The organism is Enterobacter sp. 148H3 (assembly GCF_034107425.1).
Lineage (GTDB): Bacteria > Pseudomonadota > Gammaproteobacteria > Enterobacterales > Enterobacteriaceae > Enterobacter > Enterobacter vonholyi.
The window spans coordinates 1-5113 of sequence record NZ_JAWNEI010000033.1 but is presented as its reverse complement, the minus strand read 5'-3'; the positions used below and the strand labels follow the sequence as shown (position 1 = coordinate 5113).

General features: G+C 55.0%; 6 protein-coding genes. All 6 read left to right on the top strand.

The genetic code is table 11. The features are described from left to right. Positions 1-192 precede the first annotated feature (192 nt). Complete coding sequence (locus USH94_RS22275) at positions 193-507, top strand: hypothetical protein (RefSeq protein ID WP_111966212.1); 315 nt, start codon at positions 193-195, stop codon at positions 505-507. Further along, complete coding sequence (locus USH94_RS22270) at positions 497-688, top strand: hypothetical protein (protein WP_047626938.1); 192 nt, start codon at positions 497-499, stop codon at positions 686-688. The genes USH94_RS22275 and USH94_RS22270 overlap by 11 nt, the downstream gene beginning before the upstream one ends. Positions 689-796: 108 nt before the next feature. Continuing rightward, the gene (locus USH94_RS22265) at positions 797-1459 is read left to right on the top strand and encodes a lytic transglycosylase domain-containing protein (protein WP_320731342.1); all 663 of its coding nucleotides are present in this window, start codon (positions 797-799) and stop codon (positions 1457-1459) included. 9 nt (positions 1460-1468) lie between these two features. Beyond that, complete coding sequence (locus USH94_RS22260) at positions 1469-1768, top strand: TrbC/VirB2 family protein (RefSeq protein WP_111965996.1); 300 nt, start codon at positions 1469-1471, stop codon at positions 1766-1768. A 9-nt stretch (positions 1769-1777) separates the two neighbouring features. Next, complete coding sequence (locus USH94_RS22255; RefSeq protein WP_111965997.1) at positions 1778-4528, top strand: VirB3 family type IV secretion system protein; 2751 nt, start codon at positions 1778-1780, stop codon at positions 4526-4528. Positions 4529-4546: 18 nt separating this feature from the next. After that, the coding region (locus tag USH94_RS22250) for a type IV secretion system protein (RefSeq protein ID WP_320731341.1) at positions 4547-5113 on the top strand (567 nt) is incomplete at its 3' end.

The following is a 5113-nucleotide window of genomic DNA, read 5'->3' as shown; positions in this document are numbered from 1 at the left end:
ATGATACACGCACGCAACACACTCGTTAGCTCTCCAGAATCTGACAGCAGATCAGCCGTGACCTGTGTCTGGAGGAGATTAATGGTGTTCCCGCATCTTCTGAGCCTTCCTCTGCATCGTTAAGCCGTCTGGTCCCAGCCTTTCTTGTGCTCCCGAACTCCGACGGATTAATCATGCAATGGAGAAGTAGATATGACTATGCAAAAGGTTCGTATAAAAGCCCTGAAAAACAATAAATTTGCGATAATGGCCGGTGACAAGCGCCTAAGTTGTCGCAGAGATCGCATTTCATCAGCCATCAATTCGAGCTGGACCACAAAAGAGCTACCAGAGCACACGAGAGAGTTACTGATTGAGCGCGCGTGTCTGAGAATGGAAATTGCTATTATTACTCAAAAAGAACAGGGTAAGAAAAACTCTAAATCCTCGGTTCTGATTGCGAAAAAGCTAAAACGAATTGATTTAATTACTCAACAGCTTAATGACCGGAAAAAACATGTTGAATGAAGACGAAAATATAGAACATACGCATATTGTATATTCATTTAAAAACATAGACAGACCAATCTTAATTAAAATTGGAGTAGCTCTTATTGACACCCAAGGGAAGTATATTCTTGATATCAATAAAGACTATGCAAATGGTGATATTTTACTCTATAGAAAGAACAATGCATCTACGACTTAGAAACTGAACACAAGGTCAATTCTTTCTTAGCTCTAAGGTAACGAAGTTATCTATAACATCGAAACTAAAAAGTTCTATGGTGAAATAAAAATTCGCTGAAGGATTACTATGTTAACCACTGCCGCGCTGTTCCAGCTCGCCATGCAGTGTGCCCCCGCCGTTCACCCCGATACCATTCACGACATTACCCGTACCGAATCTGGCTTAAATCCGTATGCCATTGCTGAAATTGTTCCGGTAAAGGGCGGCAGGAGCCGCGTTATTTCCCATCTGCCAGCGTCGAAAGACGAGGCGTTAAAAATTGTGGAGGACATTAAGCAGAAGAAACACCGTTATTCGGTGGGACTGATGCAGATAACAAGCACTAATTTCCCGCAGTTCGGCGTCAGCGCCGAATCCATGTTAAATCCGTGCGACAACATGAATGTTGCCGCGAAAATCATCACCGACTGTTATCAACGAGGAGGCACCTTACAGCGCGCCCTGAGCTGCTATTACTCCGGCAACTTTGAAACCGGTCAGCGCCCGGAAAGCGCGTTCGGCAACACAAGCTACGTACAGCGTATTGGCTACGTTGTGCCCTCAACGCGGGCAGAACGACAGGCAATCTTTCCCGCATCCGGGGAAGCACCCGCTGTCCCGTCCGACAACACCGTTTACCCGGACAGCGTCATACGTGGCGTTATACCGGCACCCGACACTACACTGACCAGCGACCCCGCTTATCCGCCACACGTCGTGCGCGGCGGCCTCGCTGTGTCTTCTGATTAAGGAAAAATAATGACTTTTCGCACCATTAAAAACGCCGCTACCCGCCTGATGGCCTCTCTCCTCGCCCTGCCTGCCGTCCCGGCGCTGGCGGCCAGCGCCGATCAGGCATTTCAGAAGGGCAGTGACGCCATTAACTGGGTTTTCCTCGGCCTCACCAGTATGTCGGTTGTCACCATCAGCTGTGCGGTGGCCTTTATCGCCTACAAGATGCTGGTTGACGGCAAGGCCTGGCACGATCTCCAGCGCGTCTTCTGGTCGGGCGTCCTGCTCGCCGGGGCGTCCGGGTTCGGTGCCTACTTCGCGGCCTAAGGAGGCAGCATGACCATCCTCAACAAGGCGCTGACCCGACCGGCGGCGCTGTGGGGGGTCCCGCTTGTCCCCCTGCTGTGCACCCTGTGCATCCTTACCCTGGCGGCCGTCTGGTCACGCTTTTACTGGCTTCTCCTGCTGCTCATTCCTGCCTTTATCGAGCTGAGACGCCTGGCAAAAGAGGACATTCATTTCTTTGACCTGAAGCTGCTGGCGTTTAAAACGCGCGGCAACCGCGCGGCAACCCGGCATTTCGGGACAAAGGCTCTTGTCGCAAACCAGTACGACGCCATTGACGTTACGGAGTTTATAAAACATATGCGGCTCAACGAGAGTATCCCGCTGTCCCGCTATCTCCCCTGGTCTTCCCACCTGCACGAGCAGGTGGTGAAGAACAAAAAAGGTGACTTTGTCAGCACCTGGGAGATCGGCGGCACCATTTTTGAATGCGAGGACGAGCATTACCTCGCCACCCTGGACATGCAGCTCAACAACGTTATCCGCTCCTTTGAGGGGTTGCCCTTTACCTTTTATACCCACCTGGTGAGCGACGAATTTACCGACACGCTTGAGTGTCAGTCCGGGATTGCGTTTTCAGACGAGATAGCGCGCCTGTTCTACGCCTCGCGGAAGAACAAACCGTTCTACCGCCGCCGCATCTTCTTCACCGCCTGCTTCAATCCGCACACCGGCATCGAGCGGGCGGCCATGAAGCAGAAGTCTCTGGGCGAACGCAAAACCCTCCTCGACAACGCACTGCAGGTGATGCTGGAGTACCGGGAATCGATCGGCACGGCGCTGTCGCGCTACTCGGCGCGGCCGCTCGGCACGTATGAGGAGAACGGCAGGGTGTTCTCCTCTCAGCTCGCCTTTTACAACTACCTTATCACCGGCAGGTGGCAGAAAGTCCAGGTTATGCGCACCCCGTTCTATGACGTGCTCGGCGGCACCGACATCTTCCCCTCCACCGACATTGGCCAGGTCAGCCACATCGACGGCCAGAGCTACTTTCGTGGGCTGGAAATCAAGGATTACGGCACTGAAACCGTCACCGGGCTGTATGACTCGCTCCTGTATGCCCGCTGCCGGTACGTGCTGACGCAGTCCTATACCTGCATGGGCAAAGATGAAGCGCGCGGCTGCATCCGCACGATCGAGAAGCGTCTGAAGTCAGCCGAGGACGATGCGGTGTCCCAGCAGGAAGATCTGAAGGTTGCCCGCGACATGCTTCAGTCCGGCATTATCTCGTTCGGCAGGTATCACCAGACGCTGATTATCCGCGCCCCGACCAGCGAGCAGGTTATCCAGGACACCAACACCCTGGCTGATACGCTGAAGGATTTGGGGTTCATCATGACCCTGTCCCGCGAGTCGCTGACGGCGGCCTACCTCGCGCAGCTGCCGGGCGTGTATGACATGCGCCCGCGCCTGGTGCCGGTGAGCAGCCTCAACTACGCCGAAATGGTGTCGTTTCACAACTTCCATCCGCACAAGCGGGACGGGAATGCCTGGGGAGAGGCGATTGCCGTGGTGCCGACCCCGTCCGGGGGCTGTCAGTACGTCAGTCTTCACAACAGCCAGGCAGACGTGGACGAGTTCGGCGAGAAGCCGCCGGGCAACTGCATGCTGCTCGGCAGCACCGGGACGGGTAAATCGACCCTGCTGATGATGTTTCAGCACCTGATGCAGAAATACCGGCGTCCTGAGTCGTTTGCACCGGGGGCGACGAAAAAGCGCTTCACCTCAGTGGTTTTTGATAAAGACCGTTCGGCGGAAATGTCGATACGCCTCCAGGGCGGCTCGTACTTCCGTTTCCGTTCAGGCGAGAAAACCGGCCTTAACCCCTTTGCGCTCGCCCCGACGAAGCGTAACCGCAACTTCCTCAAGAAGCTGATGCGTATGATTTGCACGCGCGACGGCAAGCCGCTCGACCCGCGTGACGAGGAGCGTCTCAGCGAGGCGGTAGATACCATCATGCTGGACTACCCGCCGGAGCTGCGCCGCAATGGTATCACCCGCATTCTGGAAGTGCTGCACGAAGCCCCGACGAAGGACGCGCGGATAAACGGGCTGCGCATCCGTCTCCAGCAGTGGGCGCAGGGCGGAGAGTTTGGCTGGGTCTTTGATAACGACGTGGACACCTTTGATATCGACAATATTGATAATTTCGGCATCGACGGCACGGAGTTCCTGGATGACAAGGACGTGCGCAGTCCGCTCACTTTCTACCTGCTTTACCGCGTGACCAGCCTGCTCGACGGTCGGCGTCTGGTCATTTTCATGGATGAATTCTGGAAATGGCTTCAGGACCCGGAGTTCTCAAAATTCGCCCTCGACATGCTGAAGGTTATCCGAAAGCTCAACGGCATTTTTTTCCCGGCCACACAGTCGCCGGAGGAGATGTGCAAGCACGAGATCTCGGCGGCCATCATCGAACAGTGCAGCACACGGATCTTTATGGCGAACCAGCAGGCTAAGGAAAGCGACTACGTGGACATGCTGCGGGTGCCGAAACCGGTCTTCGATATTGTCACCACGCTCGACCCCTATGCCCGCCAGATGGTGATCATGAAATCTCCGCTGCGGCGCGGTGACGTGCGCCCGTATATCGCGCAAATCACCCTCGACCTGTCCGGGCTGGGGCGCTACACGAAGCTGCTCAGTGCCAGTGCGGATAACCTGAAAATTTTCGACGAAATCTGGCAGGAGGGCATGCAGCCGGAAGACTGGAAAGACGAAATGCTGAGGCGTGCCGTTTAATCACAAGAGGATAACACCATGAAGCTGAAAACCACCCTGGCGGCGCTGAGCGTCGCCTTATGTCTCTTTCACACCCCGGCTCAGGCCGGTATTCCCGTGTTCGATGAAGTCGCCAACGCTAACGATATGAAGCAGTGGGCTGAGAGGCTCCAGCAGTGGCAGCAGACCGTCGAACATTACCAGGCGCAGATGAACGCCTATAAGGAACAGCTGGCGGCGGCCACCGGCATTCGGGACGTGCAGGCATTCCTGAACCAGGCGAAAAATCTGACAACTGACATTAAAAATCTGAAAAACAGGGGAATTTCGTTAAACGACCTGTTGACCAGCTCCGGCGGGTCGTATGCTGGAGAACTGAACAGGCTGTATGACAAATACAAGCTGTTCGACAGCTGCCCTGAGAACGCCAGCGAGGCGTACCGGGACAGCTGCAAGCAGATGCTCCTGAATCAGGCGGTGTCCGTCGAGGACACCTCGGATATTCAGGAAAAAATTGACGACACGCTGCGCGATATTACCGATCTCGCCGGTCGCATTGAGAATGCGAAGGACAGCAAGGAATCGCAGGATCTGGCGAACGTGGTG